Genomic DNA, 22414 nt, shown 5'->3' with positions numbered 1-22414 from the left:
TAGAAAGCTGCCGAGAGATTTTTGCTTGGGGGCGGCGCTCGTAACTTTGAAACTCGTTCACTGCGAGTAGCCCATGCACCACGTTGGCGTTGCGGCAGGCGAACCTTCGTCGGATGGGCCCAGCCAAAGGGGTATGATCTGGATCCCGGGCGGCACGTTCCGCATGGGCTCCGACAGGCACTATGCCGAAGAGGCGCCGGTCCATCGCGTCTCGGTGAGCGGCTTCTGGATGGATGCAACGCCGGTCACCAATCGCGATTTTCGCAAGTTCGTCAACGCAACAGGCTACGTGACACTCGCGGAGACGCGGCCTGACGCAAAGGACTATCCGGGCGCACTGCCGCACATGCTCAAGGCAGGCTCGCTGGTTTTCACGCCACCGAAGCATCCGGTCGATTTGCGCGACTGGTCGCAATGGTGGAGTTTCAAATTTGGCGCCAACTGGCGCCGGCCATACGGCCCCCGCAGTTCGATCAGCGGCCTCGACGATCATCCCGTGGTCCACATTGCCTATCGTGATGCTGAGGCCTACGCGGTGTGGGCTGGCAAGGACTTGCCGACCGAAGCCGAATGGGAGTTTGCCGCGCGCGGCGGCCTCGACGGCGCGGAATTCGCATGGGGTGACGAGCAACTTCCCGGCGGCAGGCACATGGCGAATACCTGGCAGGGCAATTTCCCGCACCAGAATCTGGTGGCTGATGGCTTCGAACGCACCTCACCCGTCACCGCATTCCCAGCCAACGGCTATGGCCTGCACGACATGATCGGCAATGTCTGGGAATGGACGGCCGATTGGTATTCGCAGAAGCACGAAGCCGACGCCCCGAAAGCCTGCTGCATCCCGCAAAATCCTCGCGGCGGGCCCGAGGCCGCAAGCTACGACGCTTGTCAGCCGAACCTCAGGATTCCACGCAAGGTGCTTAAAGGCGGCTCGCATCTTTGCGCTCCGAGCTACTGCCGCCGCTATCGTCCGGCCGCGCGTCATGCCGAGCCGATCGACACCTCAGCAAGCCATGTCGGCTTCAGGTGCATCACCAGGAAGAGGATCACGTTATGAGTAACGATACGATTCCGGAAAAGCCTGAGATGAGCACGGGACCCACCAGCGCAGGATTGAAACGCCGCGATCTGTTGTTGAGCGGTAGTTCGCTCGTCGCCGCTTCAGCACTCTCTTCCGTTGGTGCGACAAGCTTCGCACAAGCGCAGCAACCAACGTCGGCCCCGGTGCCCGCGCCGGCCGGACAGCGGCCCAATATCGTCGTCATCATGGGTGACGACATCGGCATCTGGAATATCGGCGCCTACCACCGCGGCATGATGGCGGGCCGGACGCCGAATCTCGACCAGATCGCCGCCGAGGGCATGCTGTTCACCGATTACTACGCCGAGGCGAGCTGCACGGCGGGCCGCGCCAACTTCATCACCGGCGAGCTGCCGATCCGGACCGGCATGACCACGGTCGGCCAGGCCGGCGCACCCACAGGCATACCCGCGCAGGCCGTAACCATCGCTACCGCGCTGAAAGGAATGGGCTACGCCACCGGCCAGTTCGGCAAGAACCACCTTGGCGACAAAAACGAGTTTCTGCCGACGGTGCACGGTTTCGACGAGTTCTTCGGCTACCTGTATCACCTCGATGCGATGGAAGATCCAGCGCATCCCGCCTATCCTCAGGAGTTGCTGAACACCGTCGGTCCACGCAACATGCTCCATTGTTATGCGACCAATGTCGACGACGCCACCGTGGATCCGCGCTGGGGCAAGGTCGGCAAACAGAAGATCGAGGACGCGGGCACGCTCTATCCCAAGCGGATGGAAACCGTGGACGACGAAATCCGCGACTTTGCGCTCAAGTTCATCGACAAGGCCAAGGCCGACAACAAGCCGTTCTTCCTGTGGCTCAATCCGACCCGCATGCACATCGTCACCCATCTGTCGCCGAAGTACGAAGCGCTGCGCAACTCCAAGAACGGCTGGTCCATCCACGAGGCCGGCATGGCGCAGCTCGACGACGACGTCGGCATCGTGATGAAGAAACTCAAGGACATGGGCGTCGACGACAACACCATCGTGATCTTCACCACCGACAACGGCACCGAGGTATTCACCTGGCCTGATGGTGGACAGACGCCATTCGCGCAGAGCAAGGGCACGGTCTTGGAAGGCGGCTTCCGCGCGCCGGCGATGATCCGCTGGCCGGGCAAAGTGCCGGCGGGCAAGGTCGAGAACGGCATCATCTCCGGGCTGGACTGGTTTCCGACCCTCCTTGCGGCGGCCGGCAACCCGAACATTGTCGAAGAGCTGAAGAAGGGCAAGCAGATCGGTGACACGACCTACAAATGTCATCTGGACGGCTATAACCAGATGGACATGATTACCGGCAAGGGGCCGTCGAACCGGCACGAAATCTGGTACTTCGGGGAAAGCGAGCTGGGTGCCGTGCGCATCGACGACTACAAGTATCGCTTCATCGACCAGCCTGGAGGCTGGCTGGGTGAAAAAACCAAGCCTGACGTGCCCTACCTGATTAACCTTCGCCTCGATCCTTTCGAGCGAACGGGATGGCCCGATAGCGGGACCAAATACGGCGCGCAACAATACTTCGACTGGTTCAAATTCGAATTCTGGCGCTTTGTGTTTGTTCAGCAGCAGGTGGAAAAGCTGGCGATGACGGCGATCGAGTTTCCGCCGATGCAGAAAGGCGCGAGTTTCAATCTCGATGCCGTGAAGGCGAAAATCGAGGCCGCCAGGACGGCGATGGCAAAATAACATGTATTCATGATCGGCATGGTGGGGGCGGCCTCCAGGCCGCCCCGCGCAGCACCGGGGAAATGTCTCCTCCTGGCCCTGAGCGGCCGACCCGGCATGTCCGCTCCATGCCCGCTCCTTGGGGGTGAAGTGGACTTGATAAGCTTAACCCGAGTTCTTCCGGATCTGCCCCGGAGCGGAAGTCAAGCCTACGACGCTACGCTCCTAGGCTCGACGGCCGGATCATTCATCCACGTATTCCTCAGGTCTTGCCCCGCGGACGTCACATCGAGCAGCGAACATACTGCGTTTCCATTGGCACCGGCTTCTTGGAGCTGAGTGTGATGCTATTCTCTCCGGTGATTTTCACGTCAAATGGCACGTCTGAAACCGCGACGCCGTCCGAGCACGACGCAATCACTTTCAGATCCGCCCCGTCATCGTGCAACGATTTGACAGTGCATTTTTGAAATGTGCCGGTTATTTGCTTTCCTTGAACGATTAAACCGCCCGCGTGGAGATCAGCATCTTGCTTGAACGCAAGTTTGCTGTTCGTTTTGGTAAAGATCTGACTGCAGGCCGAGGCGTCGCCGGTCCAAGCTCCGTTCAAATCCGCAGCCTGTGCTGAGGCCGATTCTGTAACTAGAAGTGCTAAGACCACCAACGGATTGAAGGCTCTCATGACACTCTCCTCAAATGGTCAATAGGCTGCCGGAGTCCAACAAGAAAGAGCTTCTCGCGCTATGCACCTTCGGCAATGACGTTGTGGGTTGCGGAGGTTCCCACTAAAAGCGGCCAAGTGCAATTAGCCAGTTCCACCAAGGTGCCCGTTTGATCTTGATCTGCGCGCGCATCAGCTCACCTCTCAACCCGACTTACTTGATCCAGATCAACACTTAGTTGGCGCGTCAGCAGAAACAGTTGAGGTCTGTGACGCCTTCAGCATTGGATAGTTTGGACCGGAGGAGCTTCTCTCGGCCGCCCATGTCCCGACCAGCAAGGGGGTGTGTCATGCGAATAGTCATTCCTCTCGTCGTCTCGCTCGTCATCTCGTCGCCGGTCGCAATCGCGGGCGTAAAGCGGCTTGCTTCGATCCCGGAAGCGCTGCTGGGATCATGGGCGCCGAGTGCAGATGCCTGCAAAAACGCGGACAAATCGGCCGTCGCCCTGACAGACAAGACTTACGCCGGTCCCGCAGGCAACTGCACCGTGATGTGGGTAAGCGAAACCGCTGGCCCCCAAGGGTCAATCTACTCCGCCCGTTTGCGCTGCCCAAACGAGCGCGCGCAGCAAGAGTGGGCGGAATCCGACCTGATCATCCGACCCGGCGATACGAACCAAATTTCGGTCGGTGTCGATTTCAACAACCTCAAGACGTACCAGCGGTGTCCATAATCTCGTCGCTGCGTTGCAGACTTCAAAGTTAAAGACAGAGCGCGGGCGGCGCACTCTACGGCGCAACCCTTTCGCGTCAGTTTATTTTGCAAGCCGTACAACTACCGGGAGAGCTACCGCGCGCCGATGCAATCGCGCCGTGCTCTAAACGGCCTGCCTCGGCTCGCAACCGGGTGCTAGCCTGATCCTAGCCTTGGCCGAAATCAGACCGGATCCTCATATGTCAATCATCTCAGACAAGTCGCTTGCCGACGGCAAGATCCTGCAAAGCGTGGTCGATGGCGTCGGCGTCATCACCTTCAACAATCCCGGCAAGCGCAATGCGATGTCGCTGGAGATGTGGGAGGGGCTCGGCGAGGCGCTGACAGCGTTGCGCGACGATCCGGCCGTTCGTGTCGTGATCCTGGTCGGCGCCGGCGACAAGGCCTTCGTGTCCGGTGCCGATATCAGCCAGTTCGAGAAGACCAGGCACAACGCCGAGGCCTCCGAGGAATACTCACGGCGCAGCGCTGTCCAGCGCGCCCTGCTCGCCGACTACCCGAAGCCGACCATCGCCTGCATCCGCGGCTTTTGCCTCGGCGGCGGCATGCAGGTTGCGATGCTGACCGATATCCGCATCTCCGGCGCCAGCGGCCAGTTCGGCATTCCCGCCGCCAAGCTCGGCATCGCCTACGGCTATGACGGGCTGCGCCACCTGGTGTCGCTGGTCGGCCCGTCCTGGGCGCGGCTGATCATGTATACCGGCATGCGGATCGACTCCGCGGAAGCGCTGCGGATCGGCCTCGTCGATCGCGTGTTGCCGGACGCCGAGTTGTGGGATGCGACCATGGAGATCGCACGCACGATTTCAGGCAACGCGCCGCTGGCGATCAAGGCCGCCAAGATCACCATCGCGCAGGTGCTGAAGGATCCCGCCGATCGCGACATGGCCGCGATCAAGCAGATCGGCATCGACTGCATGGACAGCGCGGATTTCCGCGAAGGCCGCAATGCCTTCATGGAAAAGCGCAAGCCGCAGTTCAAGGGCCGGTAGCGGCGTCCTCATCCTCACCTGTCATCGCCCGGCTCGCCGCCTTCGCTGAAGCTTCGGCGCGCCAGGGATCCAAGGCCTCGTCGAAGCCTTGGCGGAGACGGGACCGGGCGATCCAGTATTCCAGAGGCGGTTGTGCTTGAGCCGATGGGCCGCGGCGTACTGGATCGCCCGGTTAAACCGGGCGATGACAGATGATGATGTCGCACAATTTCTGAATATTAGAAGAATATCACTGATTTGCCCGGCGCGTCAAGTAGCCTGGACGAACGTGTGCCTGGACGAACGTGTCATGCCGAGCGCCGGCAGCCGCCGGCTACTTTGCATGGGGTTGTTTTCGATATTTTGGCAGCGCGCTCGCGATTGATCCTGCCACCTACTTCTTCTCGGTGACCGGCACCGTGTAGTTGAGGATCAACCGCCCGCCGTCGGGATAGATGGTCTGGCCGGTGATGTAGGAGGCGTCGTCGCTGGCGAGGAAAGCCACGACCGAGGCAACCTCGCTCGGCTCGCCGCAACGGCCGGCCGGGGTGCGCGACAGCACGCTGCGCCGCGCGTCCTCCGACGAGAAGATCGCCGTCGCCACCATCTCGGTCAGGATCGTACCGGGCCCGACCGCCACGACGCGAATGCCGTGCGGCGCCAGCGCCACCGCGGCCACCGAGGTGAGCTGCTTCATCGCGCCCTTGGACATCGCGTAGGTCGCAAGCGAGGGGATCGCGAGCAGCGCGTTGACCGAGGACATGTTGACGACGACGCCGCCACCGCCCTGCGCGATCATCTGGCGCGCCGCGGCCTGGACGCCGAAGAACGCGCCCTTGAGGTTGATGCCCATCACGTCGTCGAACTCGGCCTCGCTGATATCGAGGAAGTCGCGGTTGCGCGCGACGCCGGCATTGTTGACCATGACGTCGAGCCGGCCGAACTCCTTCACCGCGTGAGCTACGATACGATCGACATCGGCGCGCTTGCTGACGTCGGCCTCGACGGCCCGCAACTGGTCCTCATGTCCGAGCTCCTGGGCGGTGTGGACGAGCCCCGCAGCGTCGACATCCGAGATCACGACCCTGGCGCCATCGGACAGGAAGCGCGCGGCGCAGGCCTTGCCGATGCCGCGCGCCGCCCCGGTAATGGCGACGACCTTGCCGGAATTCTTCATGGGAGTGCCTCCAGAACAAAATTGTTCATAGAGCAATAGCGCATTGCGCGTCGGCGGGGAACGCGGCGGATTCACCGCGCGCGCAGCACTCAGGATTTGATGCGCGCAAGAATCCGGTCGGCCTCGGCGCGCCAGTCGGCGCTGCGGGCGAAGTCCGGCGTTCCCTTGGGCCCGAACACGCCCTCGTCGGCGAGATCGGCGATCCAGCCCTGCCGCTCGGCCGTGCCCGACGCGGACCATGGCGTCAGCCCGGCTTCGCGCACGGTCTCCGCCACCTCGCGCACCTCCTCGGCGCGCCGCCGGCCGTGCTCGATCACCCGCTGGAAGAAATAGGCGCCCTGCTTCTCCCAATCGATGCCTGGAAAGGTCTCCTTGAGCGAGGCGAGCACCGCATCCTCGACACCATAGGCGCGTGCGGTGGTAAAGCTCTCAATCACCATGGCCTCGAGGCCCTTGATCATGATGCTGCGGCACATCTTCACCGCCGAGGACACGCCAAGCTCGTCGCTTGCGACCTTCGCCGCGAAGCCGAGCGCGACCAAGAGCGGCGCCAGTTCCCGCGCACCGCGGCCGCCGAGCAGCAGCGGCACCTTGATCCGGTAGGGCGGCAGCGAGGTCATCACCGCGCCCTCGACATAGCGGCCGCCGGCGCCATCGATGCGCGCGGCCGCGCGCTGTTTGGCGCCGGGCGAGGCCGAATTGAAATCGAGAAACCAGGCGCCGTTCCGGACCGCGGGCGCGCAGGCCGCGGCCACCGGCACCGCATGGCTCGCCGTCACCGCCGAGATGATGAAATCGGCCCGCGCCGCGAGATCGGCGTGGGACTGCGCGAGCACGACGCCGGTCTCCGCCGCGTGTGCGCGCAGCGGCGCGCCCTCCTCGCGGTCGAGCTTGATGTCGTAGGCAGCGACCTTCACGCCCTGCTTGCGCAGATCTTCGGCAAGGATGCGTCCGACCTCGCCATAGCCGAGCATGCCGACCTGCCACTGCCGCGGATCGCCGGAGATTGTCATCAGTTCAAGTCCCGTATTGTGTCGTCGAACAGTTCGTCGACCGCGACGCGCCGGGGGATCAGCGCCTGCTGGATGCAATAGTCGATCATCAGTTCGAGCGGCTTGCGGTTCGCCTCGACGCCGAACGGCAGCAGGTCCGGCACGTCAGCCGGACCGACCTTCGCCTTGGCACGCTTGAGGAGCCCGTAGAGGCTCCGCACCACGTCCGGGCGCGATGTCGCAAGCTGCTGCGTCACTACCACCAGATGATTGACCGGCACGACACCATGCCGCGCGTACCACCGCGCCGCCTCTGCGGCCGGATCGGCGAACAATGGCTTGAGCGCCGGATCGCTCGAGGTCTCGCCCAGCACGGCATCGAGCTCGCCGTCCTTCAGCATCTGGATGATGGCCCTGCCCTTCGGCGCCCGTTCGGTGCTGTCGAGATATTCGGCGACATGCGGGTCCTCGAACGTGACCCAGTCGATCCGGTCGAGGTTCACGCCATGATCGTTGGCGAGGATGCCGCGCATCCATGCGCCGGTCGTGGTCGTGAACGAGCGGATCCCGACCCGCTTGCCTTCGAGATCGACGGGCATCAGCGTGCCGCCGTCGGCGCGATAAAGCGCATGGCCATGCTGGAAGCGGCCGACCATCGCCGCCGGCAGCAGCACCAGCGGCTTGCCATGCGCCCTTGCCATCAGATAGGTCACGATCGCCATCTCGCAGACGTCGAACGCCTGCTCGCGCACCATCGGCTTGAACGCGGCGTTGGTCGGCGCGAATTCGGTGAAGTCGAGGTCGAACAGTTCCGAGCGCAGCTCACCGCTCTTCACCGCCTGGACATGCGGGTGATTACCAAGCACGGTGCGCAGCCGAAGTTTCTCCATGGCGACGAACTCCGCGGGGTCAGGTCAGAGCGCGTCCTGGATTCAGGCCCGGCGCCTTACGCTGCACAGGCGTTGGTTGATCAAGCGGCGCGGCCTGCAGCGCGGCAACGGTCGCGCGCACCAGCTCCTCGATGGCATGGCCGGCATCGGTGCCGTCGGCGCTGCCGCGCGACAGGCGCGAGACGCGCTCCGGCGTCACCAGCGTGTAGTAGAGCGCGCCGAGCAGGAAGTGGCCGCGCCAGACCAGATCGGTGCGCGGAATGTGCGGCAGGCTTTCATGGATCGCGTCGATGAAGGCATGACTGGTGTCGTCGAAGGTCTGCGCGATGATCTTGCGCACGACCTCGTTGCCCTCGGCCGACATGATCGCACGCAATCGCGTGAACCGCGTCCCGCCGCCGGCAAGATCGCTGCCCGAGGTGAAGGCCGGCAGCACATAGGCGCGCACGATCGCCTCCAGCCGGTCCTGCAAATCGCGCACCCGCCGCGCCGCCGCCAACAGCTCCGAGCGCCGCCGGTTCATCGGGCCGCAATGGCGCCGATAGATCTCCAGCAGCAGGCCGTCCTTGGTCTTGAAGTGATAGGTCACGCTGCCGGGATTGGCGCCGGCTGCCTGCGCGATGTCGCGTACCGAGACCGCGTTGAAGCCGTAGGTCGAGAACAATTCCTCCGCCGCGGCGAGGATCGCCTCGCGCATGTTCGGCTTGCGGGTGCTGGCGGCGTTGGCGTCGGCCTTCATGCCGGACTTGGCAGGTTTACGGACCATATTTGTACTATCGTCCAAATATTCAGGTCGCGTCAACAATGCGGCGCCAAACCCGCGGTCAGGACAGTTTGACGTCAGGCTCGGCACGGCCGCGCGCCCCGGCATCGAGCAGAAAGGTTTGACCGTGGCCGGGATCGGCCGCGCGCTGGGCCTCGTCCATATCCTGCCAGGCCGATGTGACGAGCACGCGCGCAAAATCGCGGCCGACAAAGGCCGGGCAGCTCGACTGCTTCGCCGGCACCTTCAGCGAGCGCAGATGCCGGCCGCCGGGGTCGTAGACATCGACGCAGCCGCCGCCCCAGCGCGCGTTCCAGATCATCCCCTCGGCATCGACGATCGCGCCGTCGAGCCCACCGGGGCCCTGATGTCTGATCAGGTCGATCGGCTCGCCGGTCGGCAATCCGGTCGATGGATCGAGCGGCACGCGATGCAGCACATTGGTCGCGGTATCGGCGAAATAGCCGACGTCACCTGCGGGCGAAAAGCAGATCGCATTCGGGATCGTGATCCCGGGATAGAGCCGGGTGATGCGGCCTCGGTGCAGCGCGTAAATCGCGCCGGCGCCCTGCTCGGCCTGACGCCCCATTGTGCCGAGCCAGAAGGTGCCCGATGGATGCACGCGCGCATCATTGGAGCGCGTCACCGGATTGTCGGCTTCGAGTGCGGCGAACAGTTCCAGCCGGCCGCTGGCAACCTGCCGGACGTAAAGCCCATCCTCGGTGAGGATCAGTTGCCGCTCGCGATCGATCCGCGCCAGCGCGCTCGCCATTTTCGGCAGCTCGTGAACGACGGTGCGGCCGCTTGCAAACCGATGCTCGAACAGGCGGCGCTCACGGATGTCGAACCACCACGCGGTATCGGTTGACGCGTCATAGGTCGGGCCCTCACCGAGGTGGCAGCGCGCGGCTGACAGCACCGATGTCGGCACCTGTTCGATCAGCGGCTCGGCGGCACGGTCGGTCATGGCGTCACTCACATGGTCGAGAAGCGATAGATTGCGGTGCGCCGATAGATCTGCCCGGGATCGAGCCGCGCCGACGGGAAATCGGGCCGGTTCGGCGTATCCGGCCAGGCGTGCGGCTCGAGACAGAGCGCATCGGATTGGCGATACAGCCGGTCGCCCTTGCCGGCGGTTGAGCCGTCGAGGAAATTGCCGGAATAGAACTGCAGTCCCGGCTGATCGGTGAACAGCTCCATCACGCGCCCACTGCGCGGCGCCTCGAGGCGCGCGGCGAGGCGAACGCCTGTCCCCGAGGCCAGGCAGAAATTGTGGTCATAGCCGCGCCCGAGCCGCAGCTGTTCGTCATTCGTCCTGATCCGCGCGCCGATCGCCGTGGGCTTGCGGAAGTCGAACGGCGTGCCGTCGACCGGCCGCGGCGGCTCCGACAACGGGATCGCGGTAGCGTCGACCGCGAGGAAATGGTCGGAAGCGATCGTCAGCCGATGATCGAGGATCTGCATGCCTGAGCGCGCGCCGTCGAGATTGAAGAAGCTGTGATTGGTGAGGTTGACGTAGGTCGGCCGGTCGGTGGTCGCCTCGTAGATCACCGCGAGTTCCATCGGGTCGCGCACGCGATAGGTCACCCGGGTCTGAAGATTGCCCGGATAGCCCCCTTCGCCATGCGGGCTTTCGCGCTCCAGCACCAGCGTCGGCCCCGGTTCATCGGTGAGCTCGACAACCCGCCACAGCTTGCGATCAAAGCCCTGCGGGCCGCCATGCAGCGCGTTGGGGCCGTTGTTGGCGTCGAGATTCACCGTCTCGCCATCGAGCACGAAGCGCCCACCAGCGATCCGGTTGGCATAGCGCCCGATCGTTGCGCCGAAGAATTTGCGTTGCGCGAGATAGCCGTCGAATTCGTCATGGCCGAGCACGACATCGTCGCAATGCCCGCCGCGATCGGGCGCCAGCAGCGCCTGCAGCGTGGCGCCGAAGGGAAGAATGCTGGCCTCAAAACCGTGTTCGCCGCGCAGCGTCACGCGCTCGACCACGGTGCCATCGTGCAATTTGCCGAAGGGCGCGCGAGCAATGCTGGCTGATGTCATTGTCAGTCCCCGAACGCCTCAACAAGGCGCCGTCGCCCCAGCATGAAGCTATCGGCGACCAGCCGCAAGGGCGCGAGGTCGACGTCGGATTTTCCGTCCGACGTCAGCGCGACGAAGCGGCGGTACAGCGCGGGATATTCTTCATCCGTGGCGTCGACCACCAACCTGTTGCCGTCGCGCAGCTGCCGTCCGCCTTTCGACAGCGTCACAGGCCCGGCCTCGGTCTCGCACAGGATGTCCCAGCTCGGCGGCCCGGTCTGGCGAAAATCGAACTCGGCGTGGATCGGCAGGCCGTTCTCATCGGACAGCTCGATTGCCGCGGCAATCGGCGCCTCCCGGTTGGAAGGAAAGTCCAGGACCGCACTCCTGACAAAGACTGGACGCGGCAGGATCTCGGTCAGGATCGACAGCGCGTTGATGCCGGGATCGAACACGCCGAAGCCACCGGCCTCGAAGATCCAGGTCTGGCCCGGATGCCAGACGCGGACGTCTTCCTTCCAGATGACCGTCACCTTGTTGATCGCGCGGCCGGCGAGCAATTTGCGTGCTGGCCCAACCGCGGGTGCGTAGCGCGAGTGCCATGTCGCAAACAATGTCCGGCCCGCCTCTTGCGCGGCCGCGATCAGTGGCGTGAGTTCGCAAAGCGTAGACCCAGGCGGCTTCTCCAGCAGCACATGCTTGCCGGCGGCGAGCGCCGCGGCGGCCTGCGCGTGACGCGCCTGCGGCGGCGTGCACAGCGCAACGGCATCGATCTCCGGCCCGTCGCGCAACAACTCCTGCAGATCGCGGAAATGCGGCAGGCCGGATGGGGTCTTGGCCGGATCGGCCACCGCGACGAGTGCGGCGCCTGATGTCTTTGCGATCGCGGGCACGTGCTGCCGGCACGCGATCTCCCCGAAACCGACAATGGCGATACGAAGCAGATCGCTCATGGCCGTCCTCGCGTTGCTGCCCGCCTGGCCGGCCGATGCCGCCGGGCAGGATCATAGGCCAGCGCCGGATACCAACGGCATGATCCGCCTTTGGTTGCAAAGGCGCAAATCAACCACGACTTGTTGTACGCCGCACGGCGGGGGCACCGGTCCTGATCCATCACAACAGATGCTCCAGATCATTGTCTTGACGGGCTTTCTTCACGCGAACCGGTCATCACGTCGTTCGAAACCGGGCTAGCGCGCGGCCTCGAATCCGCCGAGCACCGCCGTCAGATTGGCGCCGAGGATGTCGGAAAGATAGCCGCCCTCCTGCACCAGCACCGTCGGCAAGCCGCACCGGGCGAGCGCCTCGCCGATCCGGCGGAAGCCGTCGGTGGTGACGGCGAGGCCCGCGAGCGGGTCCTTCTCGGAAGCGTCGAGCCCGAGCGCGACCACGAGCGCGGTCGGCGCGAACGAGCGGATCGCCTTCTCCGCCGCCGCGAGCGCCTTGATGTAGTCGTCGTCGCCGGTGCCCTTGGCGAGGGGAATGTTGAGATTGGTGCCGAGGCCGGGCCCGGCGCCGCGCTCATGCGCATAGCCCCAGACGAACGGGTAGAAGAACGACGGATCGGCGTGGATCGAGACGGTGAAGACGTCCGGCCGCTCGTAGAAAATGCCCTGGGTGCCGTTGCCGTGATGCACGTCGACATCGAGGATCGCGACGCGCTCGTGCTTCTGGCGCAGATGCTCGGCCGCGATCGCGCTGTTGTTGAGAAAGCAGAAGCCGCCGGCGAGATCGCGATAGGCATGGTGACCGGGCGGTCGGCACAGCGCGTAGACGGCGTCCTCGCCGTCGAGCACCATCTGCGCCGCGGTGACCGCGACGTCGCTGGAGGCGCAGGCGCCGGCCCAGGTACCGGGGCCGATCGGCGCTGCGGTGTCGACCGTATGCCAGCCGAGCTTGCCGACGATGTGGCTCGGGTAGGTGCCGGCGTTGCGCACCGGGTGCATGTTCGCGATCATCTCCGGTCCGGCATTGCCGAGCGCCGACCATTCCTCCCAGGCTCCTTCGAGAAAGCTCAGATATTCCGGACTATGCACCCGCGCCCGCGGCCCCTGCCCGAATTTGGTCGGCTCGATCAGCGTGTGCTTGCCGGCCTTCAGGCCCGCCAGCAAGCGGTCGGCGCGCTCGGGCTGCTCGGTCGTGCGCTGGACCACGCCACGGACCAGGAAGAATTGCGGATCATGGCTGCGGTGCAGATCACTGTAGACGGCCTTCACGGGATACTCCTGTTCGGTGAGGTTCCCACCATAATCCATTCAAAATCGGTATCAATCGATACCCGTTTCGGCTTGGACCCATTGTCGTCATCTCTCTAGGACAGTCCCCGAGGAAATCTTTCAAGGAGGCGCGAATGAGCGCAATTGTGTCCGCCACGGACGCGCGGCGATCCCGCGTCCGGATGTTGATCGTGACGATGCTGTTTCTCGTCACCACCGTGAACTATGCCGATCGCGCCACACTATCGATCGCCGGCCCTGCCCTCTCCAAGGAACTGCATCTCGACCCCGTCGCGATGGGTTACGTGTTCTCGGCCTTCGGCTGGTCCTATGTGATCGCGCAGGTGCCGTGCGGCTGGCTGCTCGACCGCTACGGCTCCAAATGGGTCTATGCGATCAGCATCATCGTCTGGTCGATCTTCACCGCAATGCAGGGCCTGGTCGGGTTCCTCTCCGCAGGCGCGGCCGTAGTCCTGCTGTTCGGGCTGCGCTTTCTGGTCGGGTTCGCCGAAGCGCCATCGTTCCCGGCCAATGCCCGCATCGTCGCGGCCTGGTTCCCCGGCAATGAGCGCGGCACGGCATCGGCGTTCTTCAATTCCGGACAGTATTTCGCGACCGTGATCTTCGCACCGCTGATGGGCTGGATCGCGCACGAATACGGCTGGCGCCACGTGTTCTATGTCATGGGCGGGCTCGGCATTGTGATGGGCATCGCCTGGATCAAGACGATCTACGAGCCGAAGGACCACCCTGGGATCAACGAGACCGAATTCGACTATATCAAGCAGGGCGGCGCGCTGGTCGACATGGATGCGGCGAAGGCCGGCAAGACGCACGACAGCGGCCCGAGCTGGGATCATATCCGCCAGCTGCTCGCCAACCGCATGATGCTCGGCGTCTATATCGGCCAGTACTGCATCAACACGCTGACCTACTTCTTCCTGACCTGGTTCCCGGTCTATCTGGTGAAGGAGCGCGGGCTCTCGATCCTGCAGGCCGGCTTCGTTGCGACATTGCCGGCGCTGTGCGGCTTCGTCGGCGGCGTGCTCGGCGGCGTGATCTCGGACTACCTCCTGCGCCGCACCGGCTCGCTGACCATGGCGCGCAAGATCCCGATCGTCGGCGGCATGCTGCTGTCGATGGTGATCATCGCCTGCAACTACGTCGACAGCCAGGCGCTGGTGGTCGGCTTCATGGCGCTCGCCTTCTTCGGCAAGGGCATCGGCGCACTCGGCTGGGCTGTCGTCTCCGACACCTCGCCGAAGGAAGCCGGCGGCGTCTCCGGCGGGTTGTTCAATACCTTCGGCAATCTGTCCTCGATCACCACGCCGATCATCATCGGCTACATCCTCGCCGCCACCGGCTCGTTCAACGGCGCGCTGGTGTTCGTCGGCGCCAACGCGCTGGTCGCGGCGATCGCCTATCTGTTCATCGTCGGCGAGATCAAGCGGGTGCAGCTGAAGGCGGCCTGAGCCAGGCCTGAACGCGCTTCACCTCTCCACGCCCTTCCGCGGGGAGAGGTCGAAATTCGCACAGCGAATTTCGGGTGAGGGGCGAAGCAACACGTCTCGGCAAAGGCAGTCCTTCCGACTCGTTCGGATCGCGCTTGCAAATTGAGGCGGCCGTTGCGCGGAGCGAAGCCCCTCACCCCAACCCTCTCCCCGTAAGAACGGGGAGAGGGAGCAGAAAGCCAAACGGCGGCTTCGACCGCCGTCTTTGTCTTCTTGTTTGTCTGCTTTTTTGTCTTCTTGGCCAGTGGGAGGCATCGATGCTAGAACGGACCAATCCTCGACCGATCCATTCCAGGCTAGCATCGATGTTCGACCTGAACCAGCTCCGCTGTTTCGTCACGGTGGCCGAGGAATTGCACTTCGGCCGCGCCGCGGCGCGGCTCAACATGACGCAGCCGCCGCTCAGCCGGCAGATCCAGGTACTCGAGCACATCATCGACGCGCCGCTGCTGGAACGCACAAGCCGTTCGGTGCGGCTGACCCCGGCGGGACGCAGCTTCCTGCCCGAGGCGCGGCGCATCCTCAAGCTCGCGGAATCCGCCGCGCAGGTCGCCCGCCGCATCGCGCTCGGCAAAACGGGCTCGCTCAAGATCGGCTTCACGGCCGCGGCCGCCTACGGCTTCCTGCCCGACCTGATCGCAGCCGCCCGCTCCCGCCTGCCCGAAGTCGATTTTTCCCTGAAAGAGATGGTGTCCGGCGACCAGTTCGAGGCGCTCACCACCGGCCAGATCGATGCCGGCCTGCTGCGGCCGCCGATCGCGCGGCCGGAATTCGCCAGCCGGCGCGTCGTGGCCGAACCGCTGCTCGCCGCGATCCCGAAGAAGCATCCGCTGGCCGCGGCGGAAACCGTCAGCATCAAGGATTTCGACGACCAGCCCTTCGTGATGTATTCGCCTTATGAGGCGCGCTACTTCCATGATCTGCTGGTGTCGCTGTTCACGCGCGCCGACGTGCTGCCGCGCTATGTGCAGCATCTCAGCCAGATCCACTCGATCCTCGCCATGGTGCGCGCCGGGCTCGGCGTCGCGATCGTGCCGGAGGCCGCGGCCAGCCTGAAGATCGCGGACGTCAAGCTGAAGCCGCTGAAGCTACGCACGCCGGTGCCGGTCGAGTTGTTCATGGTGTGGCGGCGCGATCACGAGAACCAGTTGCTGCCGTCCTTGATCGAGATCGCAACCGAAATCGCCGCACCGCATCTGCGCGGCGATTGATGCAGATTGTGCATCGCTCGATACCGCGTTTGGCTTGGACGCGCATCGAAGCATTCCTTAAGAACTCGGCCATGGACGCGCGCTGCTCGCGCATCCGTTATCCCAATATCATTCAAGGAGTGGCGCCATGAGCAAGATGACCCCTCAGGAGATGGCCACGAGAATCGGCGGCGGCCTCCTGTCTTTTCCCGTGACCCCGTTCAAGCCGGATCATTCGTTCGACGAGGCGACCTATCGCGCCAACATGGACTGGCTGTGCGGCTATGACGTCGCCGGCCTGTTCGCCGCCGGCGGCACCGGCGAGTTCTTCTCGCTGACGCCGTCTGAAGTTCCGCATGTCGTGAAGATCGCGGTCGAAGAGACCAAGGGCCGCGTTCCCGTGCTGGCCGGCACCGGCTACGGCACCGCCATCGCGCGCGAGATCGCTGTTGGAGCCGAGAAGGCCGGCGCCGACGGCCTCTTGCTGCTGCCGCCCTATCTCACCCATGCCGAGCAGGACGGCCTCGCCGCCCATGTCGAGGCGGTGTGTGCGTCGGTCAAGATCGGCGTCATCGTCTACAACCGCGACAATGCGATCCTGCAGCCCGATGCGCTGGCGCGCCTCTGCGAGCGCTGCCCGAACCTCGTCGGCTACAAGGACGGCATCGGCGACATCGAGCTGATGACCCGCGTCTACACCAGGCTCGGCGGCCGCCTGACCTATATCGGCGGCCTGCCGACGGCGGAAACCTTTGCGCTGCCCTATCTCGACATGGGCGTGACCACCTATTCGTCCGCGGTATTCAACTTCGTGCCGGAATTCGCCACCAGGTTCTACGCCGCGGTGCGCCGGCGCGATCATCAGACCATCCATGCAGGCCTGAGGGATTTCATCCTGCCGCTGATCGCGATACGCAACCGCAAGAAGGGTTATGCGGTGTCGATCATCAAGGCCGGCATGAAGGTGATCGGCCGCGATTCCGGCCCGGTGCGCCCGCCGCTGACCGATCTCACCGAGCAGGAGATCGCCGAGCTCGCGGCGCTGGTGGCGAAGCTGCCGCAGGCGTCGACCCAGCAGGCGGCGGAATAAGCCGCATGGCCAACGACCAAGGGAGGAGCAGATGATTCAAGACACGATCCGCACCGGCTTTGCCGGCGCCCCCGTCGTTACGTCGATGGAGGTGATCCCGGTCGCCGGCCGCGACGGCATGCTCCTCAATCTGAGCGGCGCACATGCGCCGTTCTTCACCCGCAATCTCGTCATCCTGTCAGACAATTCCGGCCACACCGGCGTCGGCGAGGTGCCGGGCGGCGAGAAGATCCGCAAGACGCTCGAGGACGCCCGCGACCTCGTCGTCGGCCAGACCATCGGCGCCTGCAACAACATCCTGGCGTCGATGCGCCAGACCTTCGCCGATCGCGATGCCGGCGGCCGCGGCAAGCAGACCTTTGACCTCCGCGTCACCATCCATGCAGTGACCGCGGTGGAATCCGCGCTGCTCGATCTGCTCGGCCAGCATCTCAATCTCCCGGTCGCAGCCTTGCTCGGCGAAGGCCAGCAGCGTACGAGCGTCGAAACGCTCGGCTATCTCTTCTTCGTCGGCGACCGCAAGAAGACCAGCCTGCCTTACGTCGAAGGCGAGACCGGCAAGGCGGACTGGTTCAACCTGCGCCATCAGGTTGCGATGACGCCGGAGGCGATCGTGCGCCTCGCCGAGGCGACGCAGGCGCATTACGGCTTTGCCGATTTCAAGCTCAAGGGCGGCGTGCTCGCGGGCGAAGAGGAGATCGAGGCCGTCACCGCAATTGCAAAACGCTTTCCGAACGCGCGCGTCACGCTCGACCCGAACGGCGCCTGGTCGCTCGACGAGGCGATCCGGCTGTGCAGCAACATGCATGGCGTGCTCGCCTATGCCGAGGATCCTTGCGGCGCGGAGGCCGGCTTCTCCGGCCGCGAGATCATGGCCGAGTTCCGCCGCGCCACCGGGCTGCCGACCGCGACCAACATGATCGCGACCGACTGGCGCCAGCTCTCCCACGCGCTGCGGCTCGGGGCGGTCGACATTCCGCTCGCCGATCCGCATTTCTGGACCATGCAGGGCTCGGTGCGGGTGGCGCAGACCTGCCGCGACAACGGCCTGACCTGGGGCTCGCACTCCAACAATCATTTCGACATTTCGCTGGCGATGTTCACCCATGTCGGCGCCGCCGCGCCCGGCAAGGTGACCGCGATCGACACCCACTGGATCTGGCAGGACGGCCAAGCGTTGACCAAGGAGCCGCTGCAGATCAAGGGCGGCAAGATCGCGATCCCGGATCGGCCAGGTCTCGGCATCGAGCTCGATCGCGGTGCCATCGAGGCGGCGAACGCGCTATACAAGCAGCATGGCCTCGGCGCCCGCGACGACGCGCTGGCCATGCAGTTCCTGATCCAGGGGTGGACCTTCGACGACAAGCGTCCCTGCCTCGTGCGCTAACAAGAAAGGTTGGAAACATGACCGCTCACCAAAAGAACTTCATCGCCGGCGAATGGGTCGACGGAACGGGCATTACGCGGGACATCAACCCCTCCAACACGGCCGACGTGGTCGGCGAATACGCCAAGGCCGACAAGGCGCAGACCGAAAACGCGATCGCCGCGGCGAAGGCCGCCTTCCCGGCCTGGGCGCGCTCGACGCCGCAGGAGCGCTTTGACGCGCTGACCAAAATCTCCATCGAAATCCTCGCCCGCAAGGAAGAGCTCGGCCGCCTGCTGGCGCGCGAGGAAGGCAAGACGCTGCCGGAAGGCATCGGCGAGGTGGCGCGCGCCGGGCAGATCTTTGCGTTCTTCGCCGGCGAAGCGCTGCGGCTGATGGGCGAGAAGGGCGCGTCGGTGCGCCCCGGTCTCGATGTCGAGATCACCCGCGAGCCGGTCGGCGTCATCGGCATGATCACGCCGTGGAATTTCCCGATCGCGATCCCGGCCTGGAAGATCGCGCCCGCGCTCTGCTACGGCAATTCGGTGGTGTTCAAGCCGGCCGAGCTGGTGCCGGGCTCCGCGCATGCGCTGTCCGAAATCATCGCGCGCTCCGGCATTCCCCCCGGCGTGTTCAACCTCGTGGTCGGCTCGGGCTCGGTGGTCGGCCAGACCCTGCTCGAACATCCCGATGTCGCCGCGATCTCCTTCACCGGCTCGGTTCAGACCGGCCGTAAGATCGCGCAGGCCTGCGTGCTCTCCAATCCGATGAAGAAGTTCCAGCTCGAGATGGGCGGCAAGAATCCGCTGGTCGTGCTCGACGACGCCGACGTCAAGGTCGCGGTCGAGGTCGCGGTCAACGGCGCCTATTTCTCGACCGGCCAGCGCTGCACGGCCTCTTCGCGCCTGATCGTCACCGCAGGAATTCACGACCGCTTCGTTGCCGCGATGACCGAGCGCATGAAGGGGCTTTCGGTGGACGACGCGCTGAAGGGCGGCGTGCATGTCGGCCCTGTCGTCGACCAGAGCCAGCTCGACCAGGACCTCCGCTACATCAAGATCGGCCAGGACGAAGGCGCCCGCCTGCACTGGGGCGGCGAGCTCTTGAACCGCGAGACGCCCGGCTTCTATCTGCAGCCCGCGCTGTTCACCGAGGCGACCAACCAGATGCGCATCGCCCGCGAGGAGATCTTCGGCCCGGTCGCCTGTGTGATCCGCGCCAAGGACTATGAAGAGGCGCTGGCGATCTCCAACGACACCGAGTTCGGCCTCGCCTCGGGCATCTGCACCACGAGCCTGAAATACGCCTCGCATTACAAGCGCAACAGCGAGGCCGGCATGGTGATGGTCAATCTGCCGACCGCCGGCGTCGATTACCACGTACCGTTCGGCGGCCGCAAAGGCTCGAGCTACGGCGCGCGCGAACAAGGCGCCTATGCCCGCGAGTTCTACACCACGGTGAAAACGGCCTATACGTATCCTGGCTAAGGCGCGATGCAGCTCCGGCGGCGACGAAGGTGCCCACCTCTCCCCTTGTGGGAGAGGTCGGATCGCGCGAGCGATCCGGGTGAGGGGTTACGCTCTCTCGTGGGACCTGTGGCCCCTCACCCGGCGCTACGCGCCGACCTCTCCCCGGTGGGGAGAGGTTGACGTGCGTGGATGCGTCGTAACCTGAACTCTGACCGCTCGTGAGGAATTCGTCATGGACCAGTCGATCGGCGCGCAGGAGCAGCCTCGCTACATCAAGCTCAACGCGCGCGACAATGTCGCGATCGTCGTGAATGATTTCGGCTTGCCTGCCGGCTCCCGCTTCGCCTGCGGCCTGACGCTGCGCGCCTTCGTGCCGCAGGGCCACAAGACCACGCTGGAAGACATCGCCGAGGGCGCGCCGATCATCCGCTATGGCGAGGTGATCGGCCATGCGCTGTCGCCGATCCTGGCCGGCGAATGGGTCGACGAGGCGCGCATCCGCATGCCCGACGCGCCGCCGCTCGATCAGCTCGAGATCGCAACCGCGGTGCCGCCGGCGCTGCCGCCGCTCGAAGGCTTCACCTTCGAAGGTTTTCGTAATCCCGACGGCTCGGTCGGCACCAAGAACATCCTCGGCATCTCCTCCTCCGTGCAATGCGTCAAGGGCACGATGGAATACGCAGTGAAGCGCATCCGCTCCGAGCTCTTGCCGAAATATCCCAATGTCGACGACGTCGTGCCGCTGACGCATGCCTATGGCTGCGGCGTCGCAATCACCGCGCCCGACGCCGTCGTGCCGATCCGCACGTTGCAGAACCTCGCGCTCAATCCGAATTTCGGCGGCGAGATCCTCGTGGTCGGGCTCGGCTGCGAGAAGCTCGCGCCGGAACGGCTGGTGCCGGAAGGCGTCAGCGACGCCATCGTGCGGATGCAGGACGAAGCCTTTGACGGCTTCGGCGCCATCGTCGATGCGATCATGACGCAGGCGGAGGCCCGCCTGAAGGTGCTCAATGCCCGCGCGCGCGAGACCTGCCCGGCCGCCGATCTCGTGATCGGCCTGCAATGCGGCGGCAGCGATGCGTTCTCCGGCGTGACCGCAAATCCTGCTGTCGGCTTCGCCGCTGACTTGCTGGTTCGCGCCGGCGCGACTGTAATGTTCTCGGAAGTGACCGAGGTGCGCGACGCGATCCAGCTTCTGACCCGCCGCGCCGTCAACGAGGATGTCGGCCGCGCACTGATCCGCGAGATGGCCTGGTACGACGCCTATCTCGCCCGCGGCGGCGCCGACCGCAGCGCCAACACCACGCCGGGCAACAAGAAGGGCGGGCTCGCCAACATCGTCGAGAAGTCACTGGGCTCGATCGTGAAATCCGGCTCGGGTCCGATCGCCGGCGTATTGTCGCCGGGCGAGAAGGCACGGCAGAAGGGCATGCTGTTTGCGGCAACGCCGGCGAGCGACTTCATCTGCGGCACGCTGCAGCTCGCCTCCGGCATGACGTTGCAGGTGTTCACCACCGGCCGCGGCACGCCCTATGGCCTTGCCGCCGCACCCGTCATCAAGGTCGCGACCCGCAGCGAACTGGCGCGGCGCTGGAAGGACCTGATCGATTTCGACGCCGGCTGCATCGCGACCGGCGAGAAGACGATCGAGGAAACCGGCTGGGACCTGTTCCGCCTGATCCTCGACGTCGCGAGCGGCCGCACCAAGCCATGGTCGGACCGCTGGGGCATTCACAACGATCTCACGCTGTTTAACCCGGCACCGGTCACCTAGGACCGGCGACGACCATTAACGCACACGAAAAGTCCGCCGTGACGAGGTCAGCGGCGGACTTTCATCTTCACGGTCTTGATCGGTATCAATCGTCGTCGTGATGAATAACGGTCTTGCTGCGATTGCCGAGCTCGTCCTGCTTCTTGATCACCGTGGTCCGGTCACTGCGCGGCTCACGCTCCTTGATCACCGTGGTGCGGTCGCGATCCCGATCGCGATATTCATGCGACTCGCCGACGGTCACGCCGGCGCCGACTGGACCGGCACGAACGCCGATTTCATCGGCGAATGCAGGCGATGCGATCGCGGTCACCATGGCCGCAGCAAACAGATACTTTCTCATGAAGCTCTCCTCCTCGAGTGGCGATGTGGAGGAGGAACGTCGGGTGCGACATAGCGTTCCTATATCGCACCCTACGGTGCAGATGCGGAACATCGCGCAGGGAACCTCGCTGAACAGACATTCACCTGTGTGGCGAAATGCTCATGTTCCACGCGTTGAATAGCCTGATTTGACGGCCCACGTCCCCAGCAACAGGAGGACGTTCCATGAAGCAATCGCAGCACTTCCTCGACAATGCAGAGAACTGCGCGCAGCTTGCCGAGCGCGCCGACGACGAGCCGACCTACAACCGCTACAAGCGCATGGAGGCGGCCTGGCGCGCACTGGCCAAGGAGCAGGATTGGCTCGACGGCGAGACCTCGCCGTCGGAAACCGCAGCCGCAGCTCCGTCGCAAACCCGGGCCTCGATCTGAGCGAACCCAAATCTCAAAATGGCCCGCGCGCGACAAATGA

The 22414-nt window shown here is 64.6% G+C and carries 21 protein-coding genes; 11 read left to right on the top strand and 10 right to left on the bottom strand.

The window, feature by feature from the left end; translation table 11 throughout:
* The first annotated feature begins 73 nt into the window (after positions 1-73).
* Complete coding sequence (locus tag ACE10Z_RS08730) at positions 74-1057, top strand: formylglycine-generating enzyme family protein (protein ID WP_375787564.1); 984 nt, start codon at positions 74-76, stop codon at positions 1055-1057.
* Positions 1054-2769 carry an arylsulfatase gene (locus ACE10Z_RS08725; RefSeq protein WP_375787563.1) on the top strand — a complete coding sequence of 572 codons (1716 nt, stop codon included), beginning with the start codon at positions 1054-1056 and terminating at the stop codon, positions 2767-2769. The genes ACE10Z_RS08730 and ACE10Z_RS08725 overlap by 4 nt, the downstream gene beginning before the upstream one ends.
* 262 nt (positions 2770-3031) lie before the next feature.
* Here the strand turns inward: ACE10Z_RS08725 and ACE10Z_RS08720 are convergent, their stop codons facing one another.
* Positions 3032-3430, bottom strand: coding sequence for a hypothetical protein (locus tag ACE10Z_RS08720; protein ID WP_375787562.1), 399 nt, complete (start codon positions 3428-3430; stop codon positions 3032-3034).
* 329 nt (positions 3431-3759) lie between these two features.
* Here ACE10Z_RS08720 and ACE10Z_RS08715 point away from each other — a divergent pair, with 329 nt between their 5' ends.
* Both ACE10Z_RS08715 and ACE10Z_RS08710 read left to right on the top strand, forming a co-directional pair.
* Positions 3760-4143 carry a hypothetical protein gene (locus tag ACE10Z_RS08715; RefSeq protein ID WP_375787561.1) on the top strand — a complete coding sequence of 128 codons (384 nt, stop codon included), beginning with the start codon at positions 3760-3762 and terminating at the stop codon, positions 4141-4143.
* Positions 4144-4363: 220 nt separating this feature from the next.
* Positions 4364-5176: an enoyl-CoA hydratase gene (locus ACE10Z_RS08710; RefSeq protein ID WP_375787560.1), complete on the top strand. Its 813-nt coding sequence runs from the start codon at positions 4364-4366 to the stop codon at positions 5174-5176.
* A 373-nt stretch (positions 5177-5549) separates the two neighbouring features.
* On the opposite strand, the gene ACE10Z_RS08705 is transcribed toward ACE10Z_RS08710, so the two are convergent.
* From ACE10Z_RS08705 to ACE10Z_RS08670, 8 genes are all read right to left on the bottom strand, one after another.
* The gene (locus ACE10Z_RS08705; RefSeq protein WP_375787559.1) at positions 5550-6332 is read right to left on the bottom strand and encodes an SDR family NAD(P)-dependent oxidoreductase; all 783 of its coding nucleotides are present in this window, start codon (positions 6330-6332) and stop codon (positions 5550-5552) included.
* Positions 6333-6421: 89 nt separating this feature from the next.
* Positions 6422-7339: a DUF1932 domain-containing protein gene (locus ACE10Z_RS08700; RefSeq protein WP_375789782.1), complete on the bottom strand. Its 918-nt coding sequence runs from the start codon at positions 7337-7339 to the stop codon at positions 6422-6424.
* Positions 7340-7344: 5 nt separating this feature from the next.
* Positions 7345-8214: a hypothetical protein gene (locus tag ACE10Z_RS08695; RefSeq protein WP_375787558.1), complete on the bottom strand. Its 870-nt coding sequence runs from the start codon at positions 8212-8214 to the stop codon at positions 7345-7347.
* Positions 8215-8233: 19 nt separating this feature from the next.
* Complete coding sequence (locus tag ACE10Z_RS08690; RefSeq protein WP_375787557.1) at positions 8234-8980, bottom strand: TetR/AcrR family transcriptional regulator; 747 nt, start codon at positions 8978-8980, stop codon at positions 8234-8236.
* 58 nt (positions 8981-9038) lie between these two features.
* On the bottom strand, positions 9039-9917 hold the full coding sequence (locus ACE10Z_RS08685) for an SMP-30/gluconolactonase/LRE family protein (RefSeq protein WP_375789781.1): 879 nt from the start codon (positions 9915-9917) through the stop codon (positions 9039-9041).
* Between the two features lie 35 nt (positions 9918-9952).
* Positions 9953-11023 (bottom strand): aldose epimerase family protein, encoded by a 1071-nt coding sequence (locus tag ACE10Z_RS08680; RefSeq protein WP_375787556.1) that lies wholly within the window; start codon positions 11021-11023, stop codon positions 9953-9955.
* Positions 11024-11025: 2 nt separating this feature from the next.
* On the bottom strand, positions 11026-11955 hold the full coding sequence (locus ACE10Z_RS08675) for a Gfo/Idh/MocA family protein (RefSeq protein ID WP_375787555.1): 930 nt from the start codon (positions 11953-11955) through the stop codon (positions 11026-11028).
* Positions 11956-12192: 237 nt separating this feature from the next.
* On the bottom strand, positions 12193-13218 hold the full coding sequence (locus ACE10Z_RS08670; RefSeq protein ID WP_375787554.1) for a histone deacetylase family protein: 1026 nt from the start codon (positions 13216-13218) through the stop codon (positions 12193-12195).
* Positions 13219-13352: 134 nt separating this feature from the next.
* Between ACE10Z_RS08670 and ACE10Z_RS08665 the strand changes: the two genes are divergently transcribed.
* The 6 genes from ACE10Z_RS08665 to garD all read left to right on the top strand — a co-directional run bounded on the left by ACE10Z_RS08665 (position 13353) and on the right by garD (position 21618).
* A complete protein-coding gene (locus ACE10Z_RS08665) occupies positions 13353-14690 on the top strand; it encodes an MFS transporter (RefSeq protein WP_375787553.1) in 1338 nt (445 codons plus the stop codon).
* Positions 14691-15034: 344 nt separating this feature from the next.
* The gene (locus tag ACE10Z_RS08660; RefSeq protein ID WP_375787552.1) at positions 15035-15940 is read left to right on the top strand and encodes a LysR substrate-binding domain-containing protein; all 906 of its coding nucleotides are present in this window, start codon (positions 15035-15037) and stop codon (positions 15938-15940) included.
* A gap of 127 nt (positions 15941-16067) precedes the next feature.
* Positions 16068-17009: a 5-dehydro-4-deoxyglucarate dehydratase gene (kdgD, locus tag ACE10Z_RS08655; RefSeq protein WP_375787551.1), complete on the top strand. Its 942-nt coding sequence runs from the start codon at positions 16068-16070 to the stop codon at positions 17007-17009.
* A 31-nt stretch (positions 17010-17040) separates the two neighbouring features.
* Positions 17041-18396 carry a glucarate dehydratase gene (gene gudD, locus ACE10Z_RS08650; RefSeq protein ID WP_375787550.1) on the top strand — a complete coding sequence of 452 codons (1356 nt, stop codon included), beginning with the start codon at positions 17041-17043 and terminating at the stop codon, positions 18394-18396.
* 17 nt (positions 18397-18413) lie between these two features.
* Positions 18414-19862: an aldehyde dehydrogenase family protein gene (locus ACE10Z_RS08645; protein WP_375787549.1), complete on the top strand. Its 1449-nt coding sequence runs from the start codon at positions 18414-18416 to the stop codon at positions 19860-19862.
* 214 nt (positions 19863-20076) lie between these two features.
* A complete protein-coding gene (garD, locus tag ACE10Z_RS08640; RefSeq protein ID WP_375787548.1) occupies positions 20077-21618 on the top strand; it encodes a galactarate dehydratase in 1542 nt (513 codons plus the stop codon).
* An 85-nt stretch (positions 21619-21703) separates the two neighbouring features.
* Here the strand turns inward: garD and ACE10Z_RS08635 are convergent, their stop codons facing one another.
* On the bottom strand, positions 21704-21961 hold the full coding sequence (locus tag ACE10Z_RS08635) for a hypothetical protein (protein ID WP_375787547.1): 258 nt from the start codon (positions 21959-21961) through the stop codon (positions 21704-21706).
* A 206-nt stretch (positions 21962-22167) separates the two neighbouring features.
* Here ACE10Z_RS08635 and ACE10Z_RS08630 point away from each other — a divergent pair, with 206 nt between their 5' ends.
* A complete protein-coding gene (locus tag ACE10Z_RS08630; RefSeq protein ID WP_375787546.1) occupies positions 22168-22374 on the top strand; it encodes a hypothetical protein in 207 nt (68 codons plus the stop codon).
* Positions 22375-22414 lie beyond the last annotated feature (40 nt).

The organism is Bradyrhizobium sp. Pha-3, from assembly GCF_042258615.1.
In the GTDB taxonomy this organism is placed as follows: Bacteria; Pseudomonadota; Alphaproteobacteria; order Rhizobiales; family Xanthobacteraceae; genus Bradyrhizobium.
This window is presented reverse-complemented; position numbering and strand designations above follow the sequence as displayed.

Bases quoted from the DNA above. Each gene is read 5' to 3' on its own strand.
- ACE10Z_RS08730 (WP_375787564.1), top strand. From the start codon at position 74: ATGCACCACGTTGGCGTTGCGGCAGGCGAACCTTCGTCGGATGGGCCC.
- ACE10Z_RS08725 (WP_375787563.1), top strand. From the start codon at position 1,054: ATGAGTAACGATACGATTCCGGAAAAGCCTGAGATGAGCACGGGACCC.
- ACE10Z_RS08720 (WP_375787562.1), bottom strand. From the start codon at position 3,430: ATGAGAGCCTTCAATCCGTTGGTGGTCTTAGCACTTCTAGTTACAGAA.
- ACE10Z_RS08715 (WP_375787561.1), top strand. From the start codon at position 3,760: ATGCGAATAGTCATTCCTCTCGTCGTCTCGCTCGTCATCTCGTCGCCG.
- ACE10Z_RS08710 (WP_375787560.1), top strand. From the start codon at position 4,364: ATGTCAATCATCTCAGACAAGTCGCTTGCCGACGGCAAGATCCTGCAA.
- ACE10Z_RS08705 (WP_375787559.1), bottom strand. From the start codon at position 6,332: ATGAAGAATTCCGGCAAGGTCGTCGCCATTACCGGGGCGGCGCGCGGC.
- ACE10Z_RS08695 (WP_375787558.1), bottom strand. From the start codon at position 8,214: ATGGAGAAACTTCGGCTGCGCACCGTGCTTGGTAATCACCCGCATGTC.
- ACE10Z_RS08690 (WP_375787557.1), bottom strand. From the start codon at position 8,980: ATGGTCCGTAAACCTGCCAAGTCCGGCATGAAGGCCGACGCCAACGCC.
- ACE10Z_RS08680 (WP_375787556.1), bottom strand. From the start codon at position 11,023: ATGACATCAGCCAGCATTGCTCGCGCGCCCTTCGGCAAATTGCACGAT.
- ACE10Z_RS08675 (WP_375787555.1), bottom strand. From the start codon at position 11,955: ATGAGCGATCTGCTTCGTATCGCCATTGTCGGTTTCGGGGAGATCGCG.
- ACE10Z_RS08665 (WP_375787553.1), top strand. From the start codon at position 13,353: ATGAGCGCAATTGTGTCCGCCACGGACGCGCGGCGATCCCGCGTCCGG.
- ACE10Z_RS08660 (WP_375787552.1), top strand. From the start codon at position 15,035: ATGTTCGACCTGAACCAGCTCCGCTGTTTCGTCACGGTGGCCGAGGAA.
- kdgD (WP_375787551.1), top strand. From the start codon at position 16,068: ATGAGCAAGATGACCCCTCAGGAGATGGCCACGAGAATCGGCGGCGGC.
- gudD (WP_375787550.1), top strand. From the start codon at position 17,041: ATGATTCAAGACACGATCCGCACCGGCTTTGCCGGCGCCCCCGTCGTT.
- ACE10Z_RS08645 (WP_375787549.1), top strand. From the start codon at position 18,414: ATGACCGCTCACCAAAAGAACTTCATCGCCGGCGAATGGGTCGACGGA.
- garD (WP_375787548.1), top strand. From the start codon at position 20,077: ATGGACCAGTCGATCGGCGCGCAGGAGCAGCCTCGCTACATCAAGCTC.
- ACE10Z_RS08635 (WP_375787547.1), bottom strand. From the start codon at position 21,961: ATGAGAAAGTATCTGTTTGCTGCGGCCATGGTGACCGCGATCGCATCG.
- ACE10Z_RS08630 (WP_375787546.1), top strand. From the start codon at position 22,168: ATGAAGCAATCGCAGCACTTCCTCGACAATGCAGAGAACTGCGCGCAG.